Source organism: Microbulbifer maximicatervae (SeqCode), from assembly GCF_052467815.1.
On record NZ_CP174326.1, the window covers coordinates 3519827 to 3543009 of the forward strand.

17 protein-coding genes and 1 pseudogene are annotated in these 23183 nt (G+C 45.7%); 14 read left to right on the forward strand and 4 right to left on the reverse strand.

Annotation, left to right across the window (positions count from 1 at the left end):
• Positions 1 to 220 precede the first annotated feature (220 nt).
• The 7 genes from ltrA (at position 221) to ACJJIW_RS15435 (ending at position 5060) form a co-directional block, all read left to right on the forward strand.
• Entirely contained in the window at positions 221 to 1513 is a 1293-nt protein-coding gene (ltrA, locus tag ACJJIW_RS15405; protein ID WP_444935628.1) for a group II intron reverse transcriptase/maturase, read from the forward strand.
• Positions 1514 to 1547: 34 nt separating this feature from the next.
• Positions 1548 to 1778, forward strand: coding sequence for a hypothetical protein (locus tag ACJJIW_RS15410; protein ID WP_282933231.1), 231 nt, complete (start codon positions 1548 to 1550; stop codon positions 1776 to 1778).
• 45 nt (positions 1779 to 1823) lie between these two features.
• Positions 1824 to 2420 carry a hypothetical protein gene (locus ACJJIW_RS15415; RefSeq protein ID WP_444935629.1) on the forward strand — a complete coding sequence of 199 codons (597 nt, stop codon included), beginning with the start codon at positions 1824 to 1826 and terminating at the stop codon, positions 2418 to 2420.
• 2 nt (positions 2421 to 2422) lie between these two features.
• The gene (locus ACJJIW_RS15420; protein ID WP_444894179.1) at positions 2423 to 2632 is read left to right on the forward strand and encodes a hypothetical protein; all 210 of its coding nucleotides are present in this window, start codon (positions 2423 to 2425) and stop codon (positions 2630 to 2632) included.
• Between the two features lie 150 nt (positions 2633 to 2782).
• Complete coding sequence (locus tag ACJJIW_RS15425; protein ID WP_444894178.1) at positions 2783 to 3208, forward strand: hypothetical protein; 426 nt, start codon at positions 2783 to 2785, stop codon at positions 3206 to 3208.
• A gap of 672 nt (positions 3209 to 3880) precedes the next feature.
• Positions 3881 to 4162 carry a hypothetical protein gene (locus ACJJIW_RS15430; RefSeq protein WP_444935630.1) on the forward strand — a complete coding sequence of 94 codons (282 nt, stop codon included), beginning with the start codon at positions 3881 to 3883 and terminating at the stop codon, positions 4160 to 4162.
• A gap of 583 nt (positions 4163 to 4745) precedes the next feature.
• A complete protein-coding gene (locus ACJJIW_RS15435; RefSeq protein ID WP_444894176.1) occupies positions 4746 to 5060 on the forward strand; it encodes a hypothetical protein in 315 nt (104 codons plus the stop codon).
• A 40-nt stretch (positions 5061 to 5100) separates the two neighbouring features.
• On the opposite strand, the gene ACJJIW_RS15440 is transcribed toward ACJJIW_RS15435, so the two are convergent.
• The 3 genes from ACJJIW_RS15440 to putA all read right to left on the reverse strand — a co-directional run bounded on the left by ACJJIW_RS15440 (position 5101) and on the right by putA (position 11425).
• On the reverse strand, positions 5101 to 7080 hold the full coding sequence (locus tag ACJJIW_RS15440) for an alkyl/aryl-sulfatase (RefSeq protein WP_444894175.1): 1980 nt from the start codon (positions 7078 to 7080) through the stop codon (positions 5101 to 5103).
• A gap of 555 nt (positions 7081 to 7635) precedes the next feature.
• On the reverse strand, positions 7636 to 8025 hold the full coding sequence (locus ACJJIW_RS15445; RefSeq protein ID WP_444935631.1) for a hypothetical protein: 390 nt from the start codon (positions 8023 to 8025) through the stop codon (positions 7636 to 7638).
• Positions 8026 to 8278: 253 nt separating this feature from the next.
• On the reverse strand, positions 8279 to 11425 hold the full coding sequence (gene putA, locus ACJJIW_RS15450; protein ID WP_282933223.1) for a bifunctional proline dehydrogenase/L-glutamate gamma-semialdehyde dehydrogenase PutA: 3147 nt from the start codon (positions 11423 to 11425) through the stop codon (positions 8279 to 8281).
• Positions 11426 to 11566: 141 nt separating this feature from the next.
• Between putA and ACJJIW_RS15455 the strand changes: the two genes are divergently transcribed.
• The 6 genes from ACJJIW_RS15455 (at position 11567) to ACJJIW_RS15480 (ending at position 20700) form a co-directional block, all read left to right on the forward strand.
• Complete coding sequence (locus tag ACJJIW_RS15455; RefSeq protein ID WP_108732847.1) at positions 11567 to 12076, forward strand: Lrp/AsnC ligand binding domain-containing protein; 510 nt, start codon at positions 11567 to 11569, stop codon at positions 12074 to 12076.
• A 254-nt stretch (positions 12077 to 12330) separates the two neighbouring features.
• Positions 12331 to 13485 carry an acyl-CoA dehydrogenase family protein gene (locus ACJJIW_RS15460; RefSeq protein ID WP_444894172.1) on the forward strand — a complete coding sequence of 385 codons (1155 nt, stop codon included), beginning with the start codon at positions 12331 to 12333 and terminating at the stop codon, positions 13483 to 13485.
• Positions 13486 to 13661: 176 nt separating this feature from the next.
• The gene (locus ACJJIW_RS15465; RefSeq protein WP_444894171.1) at positions 13662 to 15668 is read left to right on the forward strand and encodes an alkyl/aryl-sulfatase; all 2007 of its coding nucleotides are present in this window, start codon (positions 13662 to 13664) and stop codon (positions 15666 to 15668) included.
• A 68-nt stretch (positions 15669 to 15736) separates the two neighbouring features.
• Positions 15737 to 16963, forward strand: a complete 1227-nt coding sequence (locus ACJJIW_RS15470; protein ID WP_444894170.1) for a phytanoyl-CoA dioxygenase family protein — start codon at positions 15737 to 15739, stop codon at positions 16961 to 16963.
• A gap of 40 nt (positions 16964 to 17003) precedes the next feature.
• On the forward strand, positions 17004 to 18230 hold the full coding sequence (locus ACJJIW_RS15475) for a phytanoyl-CoA dioxygenase family protein (RefSeq protein WP_444894169.1): 1227 nt from the start codon (positions 17004 to 17006) through the stop codon (positions 18228 to 18230).
• Positions 18231 to 18786: 556 nt separating this feature from the next.
• Positions 18787 to 20700: a hypothetical protein gene (locus ACJJIW_RS15480; RefSeq protein WP_444935632.1), complete on the forward strand. Its 1914-nt coding sequence runs from the start codon at positions 18787 to 18789 to the stop codon at positions 20698 to 20700.
• A gap of 169 nt (positions 20701 to 20869) precedes the next feature.
• Here the strand turns inward: ACJJIW_RS15480 and ACJJIW_RS15485 are convergent.
• Positions 20870 to 21216 (reverse strand): annotated as a pseudogene (locus ACJJIW_RS15485) (transposase family protein); the annotation flags it as partial.
• A gap of 357 nt (positions 21217 to 21573) precedes the next feature.
• Between ACJJIW_RS15485 and ACJJIW_RS15490 the strand changes: the two are divergent.
• Entirely contained in the window at positions 21574 to 22548 is a 975-nt protein-coding gene (locus ACJJIW_RS15490; protein WP_444935633.1) for a DJ-1/PfpI family protein, read from the forward strand.
• Positions 22549 to 23183 lie beyond the last annotated feature (635 nt).

A 23183-nucleotide genomic window follows, 5' to 3' on the forward strand; every position in this document is an offset into this window, starting at 1 on the left:
TGAGAGATTGGTTTTGACCGACCCATAGAAGTCAGCAGAGGGCATAGTAGGTAGATTTCGTGCTACTGAAGGCCTGAACAATTCTGGACAGTATTATTAATGCAGAGCTTGATGACTGCATCTGACAAGTAACTTAGTTGCCAGAAAAAAAATATTTTTTTCTGGATGAACATCAAACTGGAAACTTAATCATACATTGTCCAATTTCCCATCTCTTTTAATGCAGCGAATTCTAGATAGGAATAATCTGTTTCGAGCATTACAACAAGTTTCTCGTAACCAGGGTGCGCCAGGTCTCGATGGTATGACGGTAAAACAGTTGCCGGAACATCTTAAGCAGACCTGGATTGCTACCCGACAAAAGGTGTTAAGTAGTAGCTATCGTCCTCAACCGGTGAAATGCATCTTTATACCAAAAGGCAATGGAGGCCTGCGTCCATTGGGTATACCAACGGTGCAAGATAGATTGATCCAGCAAGCTATCGCACAGATACTCAGTGAGCAACGGGAGCCGAAGTTTCATGCTCTTAGTTTTGGTTTTAGACCAAATCGATCGGCACACCAGGCGATTAGACAGGTCCAAAACTTTGTCCGGCAAGGAAAGCGCTGGACGATCGATATGGACTTGAAATCCTTCTTTGATGAAGTGAATCATGACAGGCTCATGCTAACACTGAAGCAAAGCGGAATACCGGCTGATGTGCTGGGGTTGATAAATCGATACCTAAAAGCGCCAACGGTAGTCGATGGCAAGGTAATAGCTACAACAAAAGGCGTCCCGCAAGGTGGGCCGTTATCGCCACTTCTAGCGAATATTGTGCTTAACGAACTGGACTGGGAGCTGCACAAGCGCCAACTCAGTTTTGTGCGATATGCCGATGATTTTCAAATACTGGTGGGAAGTCGTCGGTCTGCAGAACGGATAAAAGCAAACCTTACGCACTTCATCAAATGTAAGCTGAAGCTCACAGTAAATACTGAGAAGAGTGCAGAGGATCATTTCTGGAAGCGGAGCTTTCTAGGATTTAGATTGCTGAAGAAAGATGCCCGGATAAAGGTATCAGAATCATCGATGAATAAATTGAAAGCCAAGATCAGAATGATCACCCGCCGAACACGAGGCCGCAAGTTTACTCAGATCATGGAAGAGTTAAAGAAGTCCCTGCTTGGTTGGAAAGCGTACTTTGACATCAGTGAAGTACTGAGCCCTCTGAAAGATCTGGACAAGTGGATAAGGCGGAAGTTGCGATGTTATTTATGGAAGCAATGGGGACGTAGTGGTTACCGCAGATTAAGAAGGCTGGGCGTTGATCGTTTTTTAGCGTGGAACACGGCCAAATCAGCGCATGGACCATGGAGGCTAAGCAAAAGTCCTGCCCTTTACAGAGCATTGCCAAATAGATACTTTAGGAACTTGGGGCTGCCGGAATTGGCAGATAGGAAGGGGAATAGAATTGAACCGCCATGGTACGTGACCCGTATGCCTGGTGGTGTGGGAGGAGGGGCATCGTGAGGTGCCTCCCTATCCCGATTATAAGTAATAAAAAATGGAACCTGAAGAATTGAGATGGAAGCTTGATATAGTCGCGACTTCTTGCATACAGCTTTCCGGTGAGTTGCAGTCTCTCTACGCACACTTAAGCTTGAGTCTGGATAGAAAAGCGATTCGAGAAATAATTACCAATCTGCATTGGGTGGCTGAAAATTTTACAGTCGTCGGGCTCCACCAAACTGGAGAAGTGCTTGATGATAATATGGGTACTGGTCTTCATGACTGAAATTATTCGTAGGGAGCACCGGCACAAATACAGGTTTCACGCTTTGTGCTTGTGGCAGGTTGCTTGCTTGTGCGGCTGGGGTTAAAACTCACTATGAAGAAATGTTGTGGGAAGTATCTAATTCCGAAAATCGACTACAAAGCGAGTCTTCTTGATTCACTAGGGCTTTGTATATTGTTAGGATTTTTCATAGGAATTGCCATTATTGCTACTTGGTTGGCATGGGTCACACTTGTATCTTCCATTGAGGGTGGTTCGTTCACTGAAAGGGGTATATTTGGTCAGAGGATAGTCCCTGGAGGGGTGGTAGTATTACTATTTCTATATTATTTCTTGCCTAAGGTTATTAATGCCTCTAGTTACTTGGTCAACTATACGCTCAAAATCGATATAGACAATGCAATTCATTTTGGCCAAGTGAAGGACTCCGAGGTAAGGTATAGTAACTTCCAAGCCTCTGTAGCTAAGTTGCAGGAACAAATCCGTACTATCAAGGGCAATCTAATCTTTGGCTTCGGTGCCAAAAAGCTTAGTAATGGCGAGTACGCTACTGAAAATCTTCGGATCCATATTGGTCATATGAAACAAAATGAAGTTGTGTGGGCTGTTGGTTCCAATTTTCTACTTAATCACTGTAACTGAATGTGACAGATGCTCGTCATTGCGGAAAATTGCGCGAAAACTATGCTTTATATAGTGCGGTAAAGTATTATGATATCTTTCAGAGTATTGAAGCGGGAAATATCGATGGAGCAAAGGAAAAGTTGTTAACTTTTCAGGCTGCCGAATTTCTCGTTCTTGAAGGATTACGAAAAAAATCATCTCTAATAAATCTAAGTTGGCAATTGCACTGATTCGTAAATATAATAATAGAAATGTAGAGTAAACAAAAAATAGGCTGCGGCGCTTTAGCCTGGTAGTATTTGGGGTATCACAGCCTTAGGAGTTTGTTGGCCTGATGTAAGGCATATGTGTCAAGAAATTTTATGTAAGTAGGTGTAAAAATGGAAGAGTCAATTTATAGCCCTCCTGATTCTGAATTAGAGCCGACGAAGCCATATAAGGATTTATCTCTTTCGGAGAGGTTGGCTGAGTCGCGCCGGCAAATAGAAGAATCCAGGGCAATCCAGACATTGAATTTTGTATGGGGATTGCGGCTTGCTGGAGATGTTATTTTTATTTTAATCTTTGTGGTTGGATTGATTGGGACCGAGGATAATATTACGGTAGCCAATGTGATGGTTGCTGGCTTTATCACCTTATTTTTTGGGGCTGAAGCATTCTGCATTATTGGTTATTTTCGTAGAAAATCCTGGTGTCAAATTCCCCTTCATATATTTGCGGCCTTTTCTTTGTTAAATATACCAATTGGTACCATTTTGTCGGTACTACACTACTATAAAATGCCTAAAGTTAGATTCGATAAGTAACGGTTATGATTTTATACCGAGTATGATGTCGCGGTCGGGTGAGTCCTTGGGGTTGTTACTCCTTGCTTGCTAGTTGTTTGATTGTCATGAAAAAGATAGCACCCTAAGGCCTAATATGACGGGCGTAAGAATCATACTATGAGTTGAGGAAATTTTTAGAAATGTAGAGGCAGTGGCGGACTTTATTGGGCATAATGTAGATTCTATTAGGTGCAGAAACGGATATGGAGCCCCCCTTTACATTGCGCTGCAGAGCAAAATTAACCCGATGCTATTATTTTATTAAGAAAGTTAGGTGGGGTTAAAATGTTACCGAATAGCGATGGTGAAACACCCGTAGAGCTTACGTTTTCTCTTGATAATATGGAGGCTGTTGATGCGTTCATGAGAAGTGTATATAGAGAGGTTTAATTTGTTTATAGATTGCCGCTCAATTTATGCATGATATGCTGATGATGTTAGAATAAATTCAAAATAGCTTCCGTTAATTTTATCCAGAAGCCAAATAGTTACGGACTTGGGATGCCTGTTGCAGCACTGTTTGTAGTGCATCTGACCTGCTGTTTTTTGGATATATATGAGTGGAATTCGGTAAAATCAGATATTCTAAATTAGAGGGAAGTAATAATAAGAAAACTTATTCTGGCGAGTCTTATTTCTTTAGTTTCAGGTATGGCTAATGCCTTTGAGGCTGCTGAGCTTAATGGCACCTGGTCCTTTTATGAGCAGGATGCGGCAGGAAATGTTGTCTCGAAAAAAGTTACGATAACTTTAAATAAAGATGGTTCATATCATTGGGTTGATAATTTTTGGAGGCAGAATGGTACTTGGTCTGTGGAAGAAAATAGATTGATGATGTCGAATGTTGGATCACATAAGCTCATATCTATTACTGCAGATGAAGTTGAAATGAAACGTGGCAGCACCATGAGGATGCGCAAAGGTTCACGCTAACTAATAGCATATTACCTTGGTAAATTCCTGTAGGGCTTGTGGGTGCAAATTACGCTTCAGTTACTAGGAACTGTGGTTATATTTTTTTTGCGCTTAGGGTGTTTTTGTTAAGTTTAAAATTGAATGTAGGCTTCTAAGTCAGGGTTTTAATGGGGGTGTCCGCAGGGTGGGTTTGTTGAAAATATATGTAGCAGCCTGGTTTGATCTTTCTTTTACGATAGAAAAGTTATTTCTTAATGGTTTGTTGATTCGTATGGATGGAAGATTCACATTTCCGTGGGTTCGGTGATTGCAAAGTTAACTACGGCTAGTAGGTTAAATTTCTCAGAGTAGGGGAGGCTCAAAATATATTCGCCAAGTCCATATCTTTGTGATAGCTCTAGGAGGCTCAATTCATAGTTTGGGCCTGTGAGTCGCTCTATAGGGCTATATTTTCGGTTTTATTATCCTTTTGTTGGCGTGGTAAATGATTAATAAGTTAGTACTTTTTTTCTCTATATTCCCCTTTATATTTGCATGTGAGGCTAAAAAGAGTGCGCTAGTAGGTGTTTGGAAATCTAATGCGGACAGAACAATTTCCAGTATGAGTAAAGTTCAGGGAGTCCCAGAGAAAGCGCGAAAGTTTATGGAGGATGACTTTTTTGGGCATTTATTTTTTGAGTTTACAGAAACTGAGGTGAGGGTTTACTTCGATAAGGAGGAACTCAATACTGAGGAAAGTCAAAACTTCGCCTCGTATACACTGGTTTCTGAGTCGGAACAGTATTTTGAATTAAATCACTATGATGAGCTTGAGGCGCGGGAAGTGACAGAAATACTTCACCGCGAGGATAATTGTTTCTATAGGGAAGTAGCTCCATGGGGCTTCTATGAGTATTTCTGCAAAGTGGATGACTAGCTTTAGTTAAAGTTAACCAAGGATTGCCCGCCAGAGCTTTTTATGGTGTAACAAGGCTAAAATTACGATCAAACTTATCAAATAACCGCCCAAATTTTATTAGTGCCAAAGGATTTCCGCTTACCTTGAGTCTACCATCTTTGATTAGAGTAGGGGCGCCTACTAACCCGCTAAACATCATACGTAAGTCGGTACTGTTCAGAGCGAGGCTGGCAGAGGGCTCGTTACTGTGTCGGCCGGGGTAGCCGTGCAGTACCCCATTTTGCACTACGACTAAGTACTTTTCTCCAGTGTCAGTCATATCGATATTTAAGCGGATATCTGCATCTGCCGCTTTCTCACCGTTAAGGCGCACCGCCATCGCGTCGAAAAGCAGCTGGAGAGGGACTCGCGCTACTATTTCTTCATCGGGCAGTATTTCTTCACGGTACTCAATTCCATGGCGTAGCTCCTTGGCACCTGAGAGGTAAAAGTTACGCCAGATACCTGATTCTGCCTGGTAGCCGAGTTGCTCTAGGCTGTCAGCTAATAGATAACGGGCTTGCTCGTTCTCAGGTTCAGCGAAAACCAAGTGCTTTAGCACCATGGCTACCCAGCGATAATTGCCCTGGGCAAAATCCTGTCGGGCTCGAGCCATAATGGCTTCTCCCCCCCCCATGTAGTCGATGTAGTGCTCTGCAGCTTCTTCCTGAGGAATAGGGTGGAGGTTTGCTGGGTTGCCATCAAAATAACCCAAATATCGATTGTAAACTGCCTTGGCTCCAACATTGACAGTTCCGTAATATCCTCGATTGGCCCAAGCCTGAGAAAGGTTCTCGGGCAGCTCAAGGCGCTCTGCAACTTCGACCATATCGTAACCGTGGTTAGCTAGGCGCAGTGTTTGGTCGTGGATATATTTATAAAGATCCCTCTGCTTAGCCAGGTAATCCATAGCTTCATCTTTGCCCCAGGTGGGCCAGTGGTGGCTGCTGAAAACCACCTCGGTCTTATCGCCAAATTTCTCCATGGCGTACTCAATATAGCGACTCCAGGCCTTGGCATCGCGGGTTTTCGCACCACGCAGAGTGTAAATATTATGCAGTGTATGGTTGGCGATCTCACTCATGCAGAGTGCGTTAAATTGAGGGAAGAAAAACACAATCTCTGCGGGTGCTTCGGCCCCGGGCGTGTTAATGAAGACGATGTCCACTCCATCAACTGTCATCTCTGCACCGGTTTCAGTAATCTCTATTGTTGGCGTAGCTATTCCGTGCTCACCATCTGATACCCGGTTGCCTAAGCCGGAGGAGACAAAACCCTCCGGGCTGGAGGGCAGCAAATTTCCAAATTGGTATAACGCACGACGTTGCATTACGTTTCCGGTGCGCACATTCTCGCTAATCGCCTCCTCAGCAAAACCCTCTGGTGCAATAATGTCGATAGAACCGCTCGCGAGCTGTTCTTTAGTCAGAACTCCAGTTATTCCGGCGAAATGGTCTGCGTGGCTATGGGTAAAGATAACTGCACTTACCGGTTGCTCTCCTAGTGCCTTGTTGGCCAGTGCAAGTGCTGCAGCTGCAGTCTCCGCAGAAGTGAGAGGGTCGATAACAATCCAGCCGCTTTCTCCCTGCACAAGAGTCATATTGGCCAGATCCAGCGAGCGCACCTGATAGATACCATCTACCACTTTGAACAGGCCGTTATTCAGGACGTTGAGCTGGGCCTGACGCCAAAGGCTGGGGTTGACGGTATCAGGAGGGGTGCCCTGTAAAAATTGCATCTGGGATAGGCCATAGACTTCCCGACCTTCGGTATTTTTCACTTGGGCGCCGGGAATAGATTCAATAAAGCCTCGTTTAGCCAGCAGAAAATCAGTTTCATCGCCGAAGGGGAGTTGTTTTGCCAGGGATCTATTGTGGGAAATAGTTGCCTTGGAGGCGGGTTTGATCTCGGTATTTAAATTTTCTGTGTGAGTTTTCGGTTCACTACCACAGGCAATCAAAAAGAAGGACAGCAACCACATCAGTATCAGCGAGCGCATTGAGACTCCCCAAAATCGGTGTACATGAAACTTCATTTTTATACTGGGACAGGGTTTTTATTGCCCAGAGTGGCCTTAGCTTCTCCCACCTGCGGTGGCGCGTCAAGACAAGAACTGTCCCTTTGGCGGCGTAAAAGTCTTTCTGCAAGGGAAACAGTTTCATGTTACCCACTGGTTAACCAGTTTTGTCATTGGGCTTTGTATTTTCTACCAATACAGTCACGATTGTCGGCATTGTGATGTGTGAAGAGTTTGTGGTTCCTGAATCGAAGGCGCTGGATTGTCGTAGCTGATAGTTTAATCTGATCTGTTTTTATATGCCCTTAGGGATTTTATATTTAACAGGTTTAGGAAGGCTTCTATGGTAGTGAATGGTCGTAAAGGTAAATTTATTTTTAGCTTTTTTCTGTTGGTACTAGTACCAAGCTGGCCATTCAAAATAGGGTGTCTTATTTATCAAATTCTATTTTACAAAAAGACACTATCTTACTGAAGTTTGATCAGATCGTCGATCAAAAGTTCTTTACCTTCTATTAACCTTAACTTGATAGATAATTAAACGGCAGGTGATATATTTGCGCTCTTCTTAGAGAGCGTTGCGCTTAAGAATGCGAAAAATACTAGAGCTACGATATGAGGCAGGTAAAGTGTGTATTCACTGGTGTGGAAAAAATACAGAGTGGCTTCGCAGGCAATAATGGCAATTGCTGCAGTTGCCCATGGATGCAGTTTTATCAGCCTAGATGCCAAGAAAATGAGTGTGAAAACAATTAGTCCATATCCTAGTAAATGGACAACAAAAATTTCCCAAAGGACAGCTCCTCCATCTGAAAGGAGTGCTCTGAAAGCTTCGAGTATAGCGATGGCTGCAGAATATCCTGTAATTAATGGGCCTAAGTATCCGGCGACTAAGCCTATTATTATTCCAGCTATTGTATTTTTCATTGAATCCATTCTATTTTTATAAAGTTGGCCAACTATACCTTATGTGGAGCTGTAAAAGAAAATACTTGGTTGTTGCCGCAAAAGACTGCGCTTGAAATTGAACTAATTGCCATGATTCATCCGATTAATTTACAGGGGCTGAAAAATTTACAGGAAAGGGAAGTTTGGAGTTGGTATTTTGTGGGTGGTTAGCGAAATGATTCTCCACAAAAAAGCGGGCTAAAAGCCCGCTCTCTCATTGTTTTATCGAAGCTTATTGCCCCAATGTAAACAGTGCAGTGTTACCGCCAGTGGCAACAGTGTTAATAGTTTTGGTTTTTTCGCTGGCGAAACGGAATAGGTAGTGCGGGCCACCGGCTTTGGGGCCGGTGCCGGATAGGCCGTGGCCGCCGAAGGGGTTAACACCTACTACTGCACCAACCATATCGCGGTTTACATAGCAGTTGCCGACGTTGATACGCTTGAATACCGCGTGGGCGCGGCCTTCGATGCGGGAGTGCAGTCCGAAGGTAAGGCCGTAGCCGGTGGCATTAATGCGGCGGATTACGTCTTCCAGCTCGTCTGCCTTGAAGCGAACTACATGTAGGAAAGGTCCGAAAGTCTCGCGCTTGAGCACGGAGAAATCTTCAATCTCTACTACCTGCGGGCCGAAGAAGGTGCCATTGCTGGGCTTCTTCGCTTCCTCAAATGCAAATAGCGGCTTGGCTTCTTTAGCCATGCGCTCGCGATGGGATTCCAGCATGCCGAGGGCTTTTTCGTCGATAACCGGACCGATATCGGTATCCAGTTTACCGGGATCGCCGAGGGTTAGTTCTTCACACGCGCCTTTCAGCATATTCAGCAGGTTATCAGCGATGACATCCTGTACACACAGGATACGCAGAGCGGAACAGCGCTGACCGGCACTGAGGAAGGCAGATTGAATTACATCGTCTACCACTTGCTCGGGCAGGGCAGTGGAGTCTACGACCATGACATTTTGGCCGCCGGTTTCGGCGATCAGCGGTACAATCGGACCTTCTTTCGCTGCCAGCTGCTGGTTGATCAGGCGTGCGGTTTCAGTGGAGCCGGTAAAGGCTACACCGCCCAGGCGGGGATCTTCGATCAGCAGTTTGCCCACTGCGGCACCGGTACCTGTGATCAAGTGCAGTACTTTTGGCGGCACGCCGGCATCGAGCATCAAGCGCACGGCGTGTGCAGCGATGATGGGGGTTTGCTCTGCGGGCTTGGCCAGTACGGCATTACCGGCGGCGAGTGCGGCAACTACCTGGCCGGTAAAGATTGCCAGGGGGAAGTTCCAAGGGCTGATGCACACGAAGGTGCCACGGCCACTCAAATACAGCTGATTTTGCTCACCGGTAGGGCCGGGCAGTTCGGTGGGTTCACTGAAATGCTGGCGTGCGCCGTTGGCATAATAGCGGCAGAAGTCGATAGCTTCGCGGACTTCACTAATGCCGTCATTTAGGGTGCGGCCCGCTTCAATACAAATAATTGCAGCCAGTTCATTGGCTTTGTCTTCGTAAAGATCGGCAATTCTATCGAGAATATCCGCGCGGTGTTTTCCACCCTGACGATCCCAGTCGATCTGCGCCTCAGTGGCGGAGGCATAGGCCTGCTCAATCAGGTGCTTGTCAGTATTCGCGGTGTGTCCAATTTTTTCGCCGGTTGCCGGGTTGTAAACCGGTTCTTCTGCTTCGCCCATGGTGCCGTTGACGATAGGGCCACCGAGGAAATGCTTTTCGCGTTGCTGCTCAAGCTCTTTCAGCAGGGGATCAACGGAGAGTGGATCAGTCAGTTCGATGCCGTGTGAGTTTTTCCGTGGCAGGGCTTCTGCGCCCATATAAATATTCTCCGGGACAGGAATTTGCGGGTGACGGTAGGGGTTGCAGGCTTCGCTTTGTTCCAGGGTGTCCTGGACCAGGGCTTCAACCGGCGTTGCCTCGTCCATAAAGCGGTTAACAAAGGAGCTATTAGCTCCGTTTTCCAGCAGGCGGCGAACCAGGTAGGGCAGTAAGTCACGATGTGCCCCCACGGGTGCGTAGACGCGCACGGGCACACGCTTGCCGTGTACCGCTTCAATTTGTGCGTACAGCAAGTGGCCCATGCCGTGCAGGCGCTGGAATTCAAAGTCGGTGCGGCCATTGGCCAGCTCGAGGATCAGCCCGACGGTGTAGGCGTTGTGGGTGGCAAATTGCGGATAGATTGCATCGCCAGCTTCCAACAGTTTTTTCGCACAGACCTGGTATGACAGATCGGTGTGGCATTTGCGCGTGTACACCGGGTAGTCCGGCAGGCCCATCTGCTGGGAGTGTTTGATTTCACTATCCCAGTAAGCGCCTTTAACCAGGCGCACCATCAGCTTGCGACCTGTATCGCGGCCCAGGGCAATCAGCCAGTCGGCGACATGGGGGGCGCGCTTTTGGTAGGCCTGGAGTACAAAGCCCAATCCTTGCCAGTCTTTAATTTCGGGGTCTCGGGCGAGCGCCTCGAAGATATCCAGAGAGATATCCAGGCGGTCTGCCTCTTCTGCATCGATATTAAGGCCCATATCGTATTGGGCTGCGGCGACACAAAGACGCTTCACCTGGGGCAGCAATTCGTCCATTACGCGATCCCGCTGCAGCACACTGTAGCGGGGGTGCAGGGCGGAAAGCTTGATGGAAATACCGTTGGCCTCAACCACATCCCGCTGGGTGTTGTCTTTGCCGATCTCTTCGATAGCCATCATATACGCATCGAAGTAGCGGTGGGCGTCGGCCATGGTACGGGCGCCTTCGCCCAGCATGTCGAAGGAAAAGCGGGTGCCCGGGAGGTTTTCTTTGGGGCCGCGCTTCAAAGCTTCCTTGATGGTGCGGCCGAGTACGTACTGGCCACCCATAATTTTCATGGCCTGCATCATAGAGGTGCGCACCATGGGTTCGCCGATACGGCTCACCAGGCGTTTCATCCAGTGGGAGGGGCGCTCGGTGATATCCGGGTCCAGTTCTACCACGCTGCCGGTAAGCATCAGGCCCCAGGTTGAGGCGTTCACAAACAGGGAGTCGGACTGGCCACGATGGCTGGACCAGTTGCCGGAATGCACTTTCTCGGCGATTAGTTTGTCGGCAGTATCGGCGTCTGGTACCCGGAGCAGGGACTCCGCCAGACACATCAATGCAACCCCTTCCTTATTGGAAAGGCCGAATTGCTGAAGGAAAGCGTCCAGCGTTCCGCGCTTGCTGCGCTGCTGTCGCGAATGATGAACCAGTGCGCGCGAGGTGTTCAGAATTTTCTTGCGCATCTCGTCGCTGGGGCGTGGCGCAGCCAGCAGCTCGCTCACGCAGAGGTTTTCGTCGGCGTGCAAATACTCGCGTGCCCGGTCCCGGGCATTCTGGAGGTCTCCGGCGAAGTTTGTCGACATATCGTCTCCCAAGCTCTATATCTAGGGTCAGAATAAAAAACCGGATTATGTGCGAAAATCGTTAGAATTAATCGCCATAATGTTGCGAGTTGTGGTTAAATATCACGCCTATTTGCGTGATTACCAGTAGGGTATTTTGTAATGTCTCGACAGTTGGAAGATCTTGATCGTATTGATCGCCAAATACTGCGAATTCTGCAACGTCACGGCCGCTTGCCGAATGTGGAATTGGCGCGCAGGGTTAACCTTAGTCCCACCCCTTGCCTGGAGCGAGTCAAGCGGCTCGAAAGGGAAGGATTTATTCGCGACTATGTAGCGCTACTCGACCCGCTCAAAGTTCATGCGGGCCTGGTGGTCTATATCCAGGTGACCCTGAACAATACAGCAACTGAGGCATTGGAAGCCTTTAATGAGCATGTGGCCGGGCTGGAGGAAGTTCAGGAGTGCCATATGGTTGCCGGTGGTTTTGATTATCTGGTGAAAATTCGTATTAAGGATATGCTGGGTTATCGCCGCTTCCTCGGTGAAAAGCTGGCATCCGTACCGGGAGTAAGGGAAACCCACACCTATGTGGTGATGGAGGAAGTGAAGACTGATACCGCTGTAGCGGTACCGGACCCAGAACCCAGTGTGAAAGGTTCGCGGCGCTAATTGAGCGCAGTCAAATATCCTGTGCGGAGTGAGAGAACTGTAGCGATTTTGCTGGTTGGCTTTTTTAGGAACCTGGGTAGGAATCTGAATTCTCTCCTCAGGCCTCAATCATAGGGATTGATTGCTGATTTCATGGCTGAACAGGTGGAATTGGCAACCATTGTCGGCGCGGTTTTTATTATGCTCGGCATAGCGATGCGGTACCAAGGTGGGTGCCGTGTGATTTGTCCGTAATAACTATAAGTAGGTACTGTATGGATTTTTCACTGAGCGAAGAACAGCAGATGATTCAGGATGCAGCAAAGCAATTTGCTGACAGTGAACTGAAACCCATTGCTGCCGAACTCGACAAGACCGGTAATAGAGAGCTCTTGTTGGAAAAGCTCAAGCAATTGGCAGAGCTGGGCTTTATGGGAATCAATATTGATCCCAATTACGGCGGTACTGGTGCTGGTACTGTGGCGTTTTCCCTGGCGATTGCTGAACTGGCGAGAGGCTGTGCATCCACAGCAACCACCACCTCGGTAACCAACATGGTGGCTGAGGTTATTCAGGCGGTAGGTTCGGAAGAGCAGCGCCAAAAATACCTCCCTAAGATTTGTAGTGGTGAATACCCAGCAGGTTCTTTCTGCCTCACCGAGCCCGGTTCTGGTTCAGATGCGGCCTCTATGCGCACCCGTGCGGAGAAACAGGGCGACGAATACGTTCTCAATGGCAGTAAGCTCTTTATTAGTAGTGCCGAATTTGCCGGTATTTTTGTTGTTTGGGCGGTGACAGATTCTTCCGCGCCAAAAGGCAAAGGTATTTCCTGCTTCCTGGTTGAAGCCGGCACGCCTGGTTTGGTGATCGGCAAGGCCGAAGAGAAAATGGGGCAGAAGGCCTCTGTTACCAATGAGGTTTCCTTCGACAACTGCCGAATTCCTGCGTCCAATTTACTGGGCGAAGAAAACCGTGGGTTCCGTATTGCTGCGGGTGAACTTGCAGGAGGTCGAATCGGCATTGGTTCCCTGGCGCTGGGTATTGGCTTTGAAGCTTTGGATTGTGCCAGGTCTTATCTGCATGAGCGGGAGCAGTTTGGTAAAAAGCTGGCGGAATTCCAAGGGCTGCAATGGCAGCTTGCCGATAAATATACTGAGATGGAAGGTGCGCGACTCCTATTGTTGCAAGCCGCTTGGCAGAAAGATGCCGGAATGCCGTTTGGCCCTGCCGCTTCAATGGGCAAACTGTTCGCTAGTGAGAAGGCTAACGAGGCATGTTATCTATCTCTGCAAATGCACGGTGGCGTGGGCTATACCCGTGAATACCCACTCGAACGTATGAGTCGGGATGTGAGAATCACTACAATCTACGAAGGTACCAGTGAGATCCAGCGCCTGATTATTGCCAGGCATTTACTGGATGTCAGATAATATTTAATGACACATAAGCCGGCGCTCTTCGCCGGCTTTTTTGTTTCTTTCCCCCTAAATTTGTCAGTTATTCTCCTGATGCCGGCATAAATACCCGTCCGCTTAATAGTTTCCTACCTATCCTCTACAAGGGGCTCTGCCGCATCACTTTGCGAATCATGGAAAGGAAACAACTGATGAACGTTAACAAGCTGCCGCTGTTTTCGCTATTTCTAGTATTCCTTGGCTGTTCGCTAACGACCGTAAGTGTCATGGCGCAAGAACCCAATCCTGCCAGTGTCGTCACAATGAAATCAAACCAAGCTGTATTGAAAGAGCTCCCCTTTGCAAATCGAAAGGATTTTGAGGATGTAAAGCGGGGCTTTATTGCTCCTTTGCCAAACAGTGGTGTTATCAAAAACAGCAAAGGCGATACGGTGTGGAACTTGGAGCAATTTCAATTTGCTCGTGATAAAGAGGCTCCTGACACTGCCAACCCCAGCCTGTGGCGGCAACTGCAATTAATTTCGGAAGGTGGTCTTTACGAGGTGATACCGCGAATCTACCAGGTTCGCAGTGCGGACCTCTCCAATATTACTTTTATTGAGGGCGATACCGGGATCATTGTTATGGACCCGCTGATCTCTGCCGAGACGGCTGAAGCAGCGTTGAACCTCTATCGGCAGCATCGCGGAAACAAGCCTGTCGTTGCTGTGATCTACACCCACAGTCACGTTGACCACTATGGGGGTGTTCGCGGTGTTATCGATGAGGAAGATGTAAAATCAGGCAAGGTTAAGGTAATAGCCCCGCAAGATTTCCTGATTGAAGCTGTTAGTGAAAATGTCTTTGCAGGAAATCATATGGCGCGTCGTGCCAGTTTTATGTACGGAAACCTGATTCCTAAAGATCCCAAAGGTACCTTAGGATCTGGCCTCGGTCTTGAAACCTCCACTGGCACCATCACACTGATAGAACCGACAGACTCCATTGTTGAGACGGGGCAAACTTTGGAACTGGATGGGCTTGTCTTTGAATTTTTGTTGGCTCCGGGCTCTGAAGCGCCGGCAGAAATGCACTTCTATATTCCTCAATTGAAAGCCGTAACTGCCGCCGAAAACGCAACCCACACGCTGCATAATCTCTACACTCTGCGGGGAGCAAAGGTCCGAAATGCTCGTGACTGGTCTCGCTACCTCAATGAAACAGTGCAGCGCTGGGGTGGAAAAGCCGAAGTCCTGTTTGCGCCCCATCACTGGCCAACCTGGGGGCCAGAGAATGTGGTGAATCACCTGAAAAAGCAGCGCGACCTCTACAAGTACCTCAACGATCAAACCCTGCGATTAGCCAATCACGGATACAACATGGTTCAAACGGCTGAACTGATGGAGCTGCCCCCAGAGCTCTCACAATATTGGGCCAATCGAGGCTATTACGGCAGTGTAAATCACGATACCCGTGCGGTTTGGAACTACTATCTGGGGTTTTTTGATGGCAATCCCGCCCGCCTATATCCAATGCCACCGACGGCAGCGGGAATAAAGTACGTCGAGTATATGGGCGGGGCAGCCAATATCATCAAACAAGCAAAGAAAGACTATGAGGCTGGAGAGTACCGCTGGGTTGCGGAGGTGCTCGATAAATTGGTTTCCGCAGAGCCTAATAATCGTGCTGCAAGAGACCTATTGGCAGATGCATTAGAGCAATTGGGTTATCAGCAGGAGAATGGCACCTGGAGAAATTTTTTCTTAAGTGGTGCCAGGGAGTTGCGGGATGGTATCCAGAGATACCCGGTTCCTCTGACTGCGAGCCCAGACACAATTCGCAGTATGCCGGCTGGTTTGATTTTTGATTACTTGGGAATTCGGCTCAACGGCCCCAAGGCAACTGGCAAAAACCTCTCCATCAATATCACCATGCCGGACGTAAATGAAAGGTATGCGCTTGAGCTTGAGAATGCGGTACTGAACTACGGGCCTCCTGTTAAGAATCCAGGCAGTAGTGTCCAGATAAACCGCTCAGATCTTAATGACATCATCTTGGGGAGCGCATCTATCCAGGAGAAGATGGAGGATGGGAAAATCAAAATTGAGGGCGATGCGGGAGAGTTGAAGGCATTACTTTCCTTAATGGACCGGTTTGATTTTTGGTGGAACCTTGTTACGCCTGAACCGATGGACAAGATGGTGCCAAAAGATTTCTGAACTTGGGCTAACTTTGTGATAAGTGGATACCTTCAGTTGTATTGGGAGGCTTAATTAAGGTGGCAGGAATGGCGGAGAAAGGAAAAACGCTTTCTGAGATGTTAAAAGGAATCGGTACACTGGAAGAAAGTGCTGATTTTGATGTTTCCTGGTTTCGAGTAGTACATATTTGTTCTGCAATTGTTGTGCTTATTGCATATCGATTTTTGGTTGCGCCATGGAAAGGTCGGAAAAAGATAGCATTCAATACAGAAATGAAATCGCTTAAGAACTTGCCGCTTCGGTTACCTGATCCAATATTGGGTAGTGAATCTGAAACTCAGTATTTCCTAAATGAGAATGAGTTAGAATTTTTCAAACAGAACGGTTATCTGCCCCCATTTTCCGTAGTTTCTGAACAGGAGGCTGCCGAGTTAAAAGATCTAGCTTTGGATGAGTATGATAAAGATTTCCATGGGATTAGCTTTCTTGGGGATAAAGTTCATGATATTGAATTGAAGCATGGAAATTGGCCGATAGAAGATGCTGGAACTTATCAGGCTTTGCGATTGCCTCAGTTCAGAGAGCTTCTAAGGAAACCGCAAATTGCACATCGACTGGCTAGTTTGTTGGGGGAGGAAGTGATTTGCTGGAGGACACAGTTCTTTCATAAGTTGCCAGATACTGAGCCGACAGTTTGGCATCAAAACGCGACCTTTAGAGAATCTGGAAAATTTGCCAAGCTTCAGCCAACCCTAGACACAGATCCAGCGATGATTCAGTTGAACGCATGGGTGGCGCTTTCCGATTCCACTCGTGAAAATGGCTGCTTGCGATTGCTTCCTGGATCATGTGCCGATGCCCGGATTAGTTTTTTATATGAATATATACAAAACAATAGATACTTCTATTTGTCGCAGCTTCCGCTTTCACTTTCTTATTTATACGCTATAGCAAAAATCGGTTTCTATGGCTCAATATTTGCAAAGAGTGCGTTGGTTTTTTTTACGGCGGTAGAGATTTTAGGGGAAGATTTTTTTGAAAACTTTGAGGTTCTTGATGTTGAGATGAAAGCGGGGGAATGTCTTATCTTTTCTGCCTTAAATATGCATGCGTCTTACCCGAATATAACTAAAAGTGACTGTCGATTTTCCTTTCTGGGGCGATGTACAACAACTCATGTAAAGGTTTCCCCCTCCGGTAAAGATAGATTTCCTAGTGCTGAGGGGTTGGTTGAGTTTGAATTGCCAGAGGTTAGTTCTTTTCAAATATACGGTGGTGATTCTTATGGGTACAACAAAATATTGCGAAACTAGTGGGTGGTAGTATCCATTACTTAAAAGAGGTGAAAAATTGATGGAAGCTGGCAAAAGTACTTTTTCGGAAATGCTGAAGGGATTTGGCTCTATGGGAGATGCTGCAGATTTTGAAATCTCCAAAGTGCAGGCTTTTCAGGTTCTATTGATGATCACTGTCGTTTTACTTTATAAGTTATTGATTCTCCCATGGCGTGGTTCGAAAAAGAAACAGATGTTTGATGAGTTGGATAGGCTGAGAAATATGACAGTGTCTATTCCGAGGGAAAATGTCTCCAGAGATGGTGGTAAGGATGAGTTCCTAACAGAAGAGCAAATATGTTACTTTGAAAAAAATGGGTATCTGCCTCCATTTCAGTTAGTTTCTAAAGAGCAGGCAGCAAATTTGCGTAAGGAGGCTGAGAAAGCATTTTCGGAAGATTTTCAAGGGGTAAGCTATGTTGGCAGTAAAGTAAGAGAGATAGAAAAGCGACATGGGCAATGGCAAATTGAAAGTGCAGGTCTTTACCAGGCCCTGAGAATGAAATCTTTTAGGGAGCTACTGAGGAATCCAAAGTTATCGCGAAAGCTTGCCAGTCTATTGGGTGAAGAGGTGATGTGTTGGCGATCTCAGTTTTTTGATAAATTTCCTGGTGCTAGCGGTACCATATGGCATCAAAACGCGACTTTTAGGGAAACTGGTAAATATGCGAAATTGCAACCTACAAAAGATACTGATCCTGCGGTAATACAGCTTACTGCCTGGATAGCTCTATCAGAATCCACTATTGAAAACGGCTGTTTGAGATTTTTGCCGGGGTCTTTTAGTGATGCAAGAATGGATTTTCTATATAGCTTTATCCAAGATAATAAATTGTTTTATATTTCTCTGCTTCCTTTTTCATTTCGGTATTTTTTTGATGTTTTTAAGGTGGTTTTATTTGGTCAGATTTTCGCTAAGAGTATATTAGTCTTTCTTACAGCGGCGAAGCTTTTAGGGGAGGATTTTTTTGATAAGTTTAAAGTTAAAGATATGGAGATGAAGCCGGGTGAGTGTATTGTTTTTTCATCTCTAAATATGCATGCATCATATCCAAATACATGTAGTAGTAATTCTCGGTTTTCCTTTGTGGGAAGATGTACGGCAAATCATGTACGGATTGCACCGGGAGGTAAGGATATATACTCAACAGCGGAGGGAATGGTGGAGTATGAACTTCCAGAGGTAGGTAGCTTCCAAGTGTATGGCAGGGATACTTTTGGCTACAACAAGATATTGGAGGATTAACATTTATGCAGTTTTAAAAGGGGTTGCCTTACGGAATCCCCTGTAGGCTGCTATTTATATTGGGTTATAGCGTTCAATGCGGTATGCAATAGGGGGAGGGTCCTTACTTGTTACTTTTGCGGAATGAATTTTCGAGTTGTAATTTTTTGAAAAATCAGTTCCTTCGTAAGATATGTTTGCCCATTAGGGGCGGGAAAACGGCTGGCGGTATTTTTGACTGAGTTTGCGTAATAATTTAGTTTTTTATTTTTATAATGCCTTGTTTGTTTTGCCATTATTTCAGCAGGTTAGTGTTAGATACCCTATGTTGAATGGTGTTTAATACCTTTTTATCTTTCGATGCCTGGGGCCCGTATACTCTATTTTGATTGTGGTCGGTGTTGAATGTCTCATATTTGGCCTTCCTTATTGTGTTCACATTTTATTAAGTTACGCACAGAATTAAATTTTGTTCCGACTAAAATCCTGTTCATATTTTCATTTCATGACTGCTTCGGAACTTGTGTTTTGGGCAGTACTCAACATCAAAATAAAAAACAAAGCACTTAAGGCGATTATGGACAATTTACTCGGGCAGAAACTATTAGTACTGGCGCTTACTGCAGCACTGGCAGCTTGTGGTGGTGGAGGGGGATCATCAGATTCTGACTCCGAATCAGCACCTGTGAGCGATGGGGGAGGTCAGGGGAGTGGGTCAGGAGATAGTGGAAGTAATTCTTCTCTGCCGGATAATGATCCATCGACAGTTATAGTTGGTGATGTGTCACAATCAGAATTAGGATTTGCGACTATTACTGCTACAGATATCACTCTACCTGATGCGATGGTAAATGCTCAGGAGGTTTATCAATTAGCCCACTACATAGGTCGTACGGACAGTGAGCAGGATGAGGAAAACATTGATATCCCCATCCGAAGCTATACAGCCACCTGTGCCACGGATACTACTGAACCGAGAATGTTTGTTTCCACTACTCTGTCAGAGGGGCAGAGCGCTTCTGATACAACCTATGGGTCAATTTACGAGCTTAAATATAACCCGGATAGTTTGAGTTTTGAGCAAACGGGTAATGCTACAATACTGAATCAGTGTTATGAGTCACATGGCATAACGGCCAGTGCAGATTGCTCCAGGGTAGCCGTTTTATGTAACACTGAATACAAAGCCAGTGAGCAATATGATATTGAGAAGGATCTGGTCGAAGAGTACGGTACCACTTGGATGAAGATTGAAGACAATCTTTCCAGTGTTGAAGGTACTGATAATGAAGAGAAATACAATGATCAAATTTGGTTATTAGAGTGGGATGATAAATCGATAACAGAGGTCCCTGATGCCTATGTTGTCAATAAGATGCATGGTGGCACTCATTTGGGGACTCAAGAGCTACTGTATGTAGAGGATGATAGCCAGGGACGTACAAGTTATGCATTTTCCGTAACTGCTCGTGTACTTGTTAGTGGTTCGCATTATTCGGCAGGGTTAACGGTTATTAATCGAGATGACTGGTCAATGTCTTTCTCCGGTGATGATCATCGGGGTTGGTACTGGGCATGTGGCCATGGCCATGTTCTGAACATTCGAGCCTTTTATAATCCCAGGAATGAGATGTACGGGGCTCTTTGTACTAGTGACGGAAATAAATATTATCCATCCCCGGGCCTGAATGCGATCGCCATTAAAATGGAGGACAGTGGATCCTCTGTTTATGAAGGCACCTATAATCATTTAGTACCCTCGACAAGTGCAATGATATCCAATGGTGGTGGCCATACGGTTGTCCCGGTTGATGCCGATACAAATCTCTCAGTAATTGTCTCTCCAAAGTACATTGAAGATTCGAACATGGATATGTTCTTACAGGACGAGCTGGGTATCGATACTAGTGGTGATGGCCCCTTCGATGAGGAATGTGCTGATAATGGCATTCGCAATTGCTTCTTCTCATATATCGACAGTGGTGAATATCCCGTAATTTCCAGGCAGGGTCTCTATTCTGGAGATGCCTTGGATACTACTTCCCTGACACGTGTAGGTATTGCAAAAGTTGATGGGGAAGGCAGTATTGAAGGTAATGGCATTGAATGGCTGGCAACGGATTCTGATTGCCAAATTAGTGATCCCCAGTTGGTTGATCTGAAAAATGGCCGTTACTTATTTGGTTACGCGCAGTTCCAGTGTATCTCCGATAACCTCCCGTACAATCGCAGTTACAATAAGAGTGGTGAGGCCATGCGTATGCTGGTACCAAAAGCCTACTATGTAATGGAGATTGATGCTGACTTAAATGTACTTGAGGGGCCGGTAAAACTGACTGACTACGGTTGGGGTGGTTTGGATGAGCCTATGTACTTGGGTAATGGTAAAGTTGCCTGGAGCTATATTAAGAATCCTACCCTGGATAATTATATAGGTGGCCAACAAAATGTTTGGCAGGCAATAGTTTATCATTCTGACAGCGTAAATTGATTGCGCTGATTTGGGGTAAGCTTAGGCTTGCCCCAAACTAAATTATACTTATACATTTGTAGTAATTTATTTGTAGTAGTTCATGTTTGATCTGACAGTTACCGGTTTTTGAGGAGGTGCCCTTTCTGGTCAAATTTAGTTTACGAGTATTTCCCTTCAGATCCTTTTATAACTCTTCTATTAATCCATAAATCTTGCGGCGTGATGAAGGTTGGTAGAACTCTTCTAAAATGGTCTTATAAAAGCGCTCACAGGTTTCGTTAGTTTGTGGATGACTGGCTTTTGTCTTGGTTTGTTCTATTTCGATCACACTCAGATCTAACTGGTAGATCATGTATGGCATAAAAGGGTAGTACACGGTCATTCATAAGGTCCGCCGAAGTAATTGGCCTCAAGTGCCATTAATCACAATTTGAAGTTAGCCAGGTCATGCCGTAACCAGATGCTCCAAACGCCACTAGGGGACACAAATATACCGCGTTTACGCAGTTCATTGGTAACTCGAACCTCTTCATGGGTAGATAGTGGTTGATGCAGATATTTTTATTTATTTTATTTTGGGTTGTAGATTTATTCGGATATCTCATTGGCTAAACACTCGCTTTGGATAATGTCCTTTGCTGCTGAGATATATAGTGCAGTAGAAAGTATGTAAGCCCAGCTAAATGTTATTTTTCGAATAAAGATTTACCGTACCCAATCATCGATGTCTGAATTTGTCGACTTTATGTCATTTGCGACCGAATTTACTAGCTTACACTTCCAGCTGTATCCCCAATAGATACCTTGATTATATGTTTGTGCTTAGCGTGTGATATCCAATGAACGCTAAAGCATTTATCTCTACTTGCCTAAAATAAAAAGGAAATAGCCATGCGTTCTTTAATCTGGGCTGGCCTATGTTCGCTACTGTTTAGCAATATGGTCTGGGCCCACTCTACGTCCAAAGATGCCTTTCATATTGGAATATTACTGTACGATGGTGCGCAAACCATTGATTATGCCGGGCCCTATGAGGTTTTTGGGCAAGCCAATTATCGTTTAACAACGGTTTCGGAAGATGGTGGAACCATTACTTCAGCCATGGGGCTTAAAGTGGCTCCAGATACCAGCTTTGATCAGGATAATCAATTTGATGCAGTAATTATCCCAGGGGGCAGCATTAATGAAGCAATGGAGAGCCCGGAAGTATTACAGTGGATTAAAGAGCAGTCCAAACAGGCTCAGTACGTTCTATCGGTATGTAACGGTGCCTTTATCCTGGCAAATACTGGGCTTCTGGATGGTAAGAAAGCAACCACGATTCGCGGAGCATTTGATTCTTTCGAGAAGAACTTCTCAGATGTTGAATTGGTAAAGAATAAAAAGTTTGTTGATAACGGCAAGTTTATTACTACAGCTGGCCTTTCATCTGGTATAGACGGCGCTTTATATCTGGTAAGCAAGGTTGATACGATTGAAAAAGCCAAAAGTGTCGCAGCTAAGATTGAGTACCTGTGGCTGCCAGAGGGGGGCTATATCCGGGGGATGATGGCGGATAAAATCATGCCAAACCTTGGTGACTTGCCTGAGTCAATTCAGTTTGTTTCTAAGGAGTATAGCTATGGTAGCCTGGAAGAATGGTATACCGCGTTTCAGCTTTCCGGTGATGTGGAAACTGTAAAAGCCTGGTTAAGTGAGCAAATGAAAGAAAATCCCGAGTGGAGGAAGGGGCAGGGTAAGTCTATTGACAATAAATGGGTGTATCAGTTTTCTGATGATCGTACTGTATTGCAAGTTGACTTCGTTGCTCCCTCTGATATTAATCCTTGGGTGCTTAAGTTCAGCATATTAGATCAAGCGTCATAATTTGGTAGCTTTCGTTAAAGGTGGAGACGATAAAACCTAGAATATAGGAAAAGTATTTGCTTTCTGGTCTTCAGATTGAACATACCGTTTGCAACGCCACATCGTCATTTTTGAATTACATTGGGAAGGTTCTTCATTCCGGCGATAGCATATTTGATAGGGCTTGGAAATTGACCAGCCTCTTTTTATGTTATTAAAAGTTTGGAAATTTGTGAACGACGGGTTTTTTCCGCCGGTAACTTGAATTTGACAAATTCTGTCCCAGTTTTCTAGTTGTATACTTATAGAAGACGCCATTGAAGCTATTGATAGCGAGGACAAAATTAAAAAAATAATCACAGCTCTCACAGTAAGCCATCCCGTTTGGTGACCTAATATTCGGATTTGCTACCCCAAGATTATATGGTTACGTGAAGCCCGTAACGAATTTCGAGAAGGCATCGGTGGCGGATTAATTAGAAGTGTTTGTTACTTTTTTGTGAGGTGCGACTGTTAGGTCAAATTATGTTGGTAGCGGTTGTTCACTATGGGGTTTTAGTCTGGGCTTGGAGTTAGGCATTTTGTGCGGCCTCTATATCCGTCTACCTGATGAAAAGTAAAATAGATGCGAGCCGAGGCTCGCATTCTTAATGCTA